Raw genomic sequence first — 1579 nt, 5'->3', positions numbered from 1 at the left:
GTCGTGCCCGTCCGCCAACTCGCGGACGGCGTCGACGACTTCGGCCGGGGTCAGGGACGGCAGGCCGGCTCGGCGGGCGGCCGTGTCGGGGGCGAGCGGCTCTGGGTAGCGCACGAGCTCACGGATCGTCAGATCGCCCGCCAGGCGCCGGACTTCCGCCGCGTCCCCGGGCTCGCCGGGCGCGACGCCGGTCTGTCCGGGCTTGAGCACGGCGACGCGCAGCCCGCTCCGCAGCGCCGCCGACGCGACGGCCGCGGTGGCGATCGTCTTGCCGACGTCGGTGTTCGTCCCGGTGACGAACAGGATCCGCGCGCTCGTTCCCTTGTCGCCGCTCATCCCGCCACCGCCGCGGCGGTCACGGCGGCCGCGATGCGGGCAACGTCGTCGTCCTGCGTCACGTAGGGGGGCATGGTGTAGATCAGGTCCCGGAAGGGGCGCAGCCAGACGCCCTCGCGGGCGGCCGCCTCGGTGGCGGCGGCGACGTCGACGGGGTGGTCCAACTGCACCACGCCGATCGCGCCTTGGACGCGCACGTCGCTCACGCCGGGGACGTCGGCGGCGCCCGCGAGCCCGTCCCGCAGGCCGGTCTCGATGCGCTTCACCTCGACCTGCCAGTCCTGGCCGAGCAGCAGGTCGATGGAGGCGTTGGCGACCGCGCAGGCCAGCGGGTTGCCCATGAACGTCGGCCCGTGGGCGAGCACCGGCACCTCGCCGCGGCTGATCCCGTCCGCGATCTCGCTCGTGCAGAGCGCGGCGGCCAGCGTCAGGTACCCGCCGGTGATGGCCTTGCCGAGGCACATGACGTCGGGGGAGACGCCCGCGTGGTCGGCGGCGAACAGGGCGCCGCTGCGGCCGAATCCGGTCGCGATCTCGTCGAAGACGAGCAACACCCCGTGCCGGTCGCAGAGTTCGCGCAGCATCCGCAGGTACGCGGGGGAGTGGAACCGCATCCCGCCCGCGCCCTGGACGACCGGCTCGACGATGACGGCGGCCAGTTCGTCCGCGTGCCGCGCCATCAGCGCCTCGAACTCCAGCGCGTAGCCGGGGTCGAGCGGCTCGTCGAACCCGGCCGGCGGCTGCGGTGCGAAGAGCTGCCCAGGCAGCACCCCGCCCCACAGGTGGTGCATCCCGCCGTCCGGGTCGCAGACCGACATCGGGTGGAAGGTGTCGCCGTGGTAGCCGCCGCGCCAGGTCAGCAGCCGGCGCTTCTGCGGGCGGCCGATCGACTGCCAGTACTGCAGGCACATCTTCATCGCGACCTCGACCGACACCGAGCCCGAGTCGGCGAGGAAGACGTGCCGCAGCGGCTCGGGCGTGATCTCCACCAGCCGGGCCGCGAGCCGGACGGCGGGCTCGTGGGTGAGCCCGCCGAACATCACGTGGCTCATCCGCCCCAGCTGGTCGCGCACGGCCTCGTCGAGCACCGGGTGCCGGTACCCGTGGATGGCCGCCCACCAGGACGACATCCCGTCGACGAGCTCGCGCCGCCCGCCCGCGGCCGGTTCGGCGAGCCGCAGCCGGACGCCGGCGGCGGACTCCACCACGAACGGCGTGGCGGTGCCGGGCATCGGGCCGTACG

At 74.5% G+C, this 1579-nt stretch carries 2 protein-coding genes; both read right to left on the bottom strand.

Going from position 1 to position 1579, the window contains the following annotated elements:
* On the bottom strand, positions 1 to 336 hold a 336-nt coding region (locus AB0O00_RS38725), incomplete at its 3' end, for a dethiobiotin synthase (RefSeq protein WP_363659369.1).
* Positions 333 to 1579, bottom strand: a 1247-nt coding sequence (locus tag AB0O00_RS38720; RefSeq protein ID WP_363659368.1) for an adenosylmethionine--8-amino-7-oxononanoate transaminase, incomplete at its 5' end; no start/stop codon positions are given. The genes AB0O00_RS38720 and AB0O00_RS38725, both read right to left, overlap by 4 nt.

The sequence above is a fragment of the Kitasatospora sp. NPDC093558 genome, assembly GCF_040683475.1.
Classification (GTDB): domain Bacteria; phylum Actinomycetota; class Actinomycetes; order Streptomycetales; family Streptomycetaceae; genus Kitasatospora.
The sequence above is the reverse complement of the archived record's forward strand: the minus strand, read 5'-3'. Positions and strand labels throughout refer to the sequence as shown.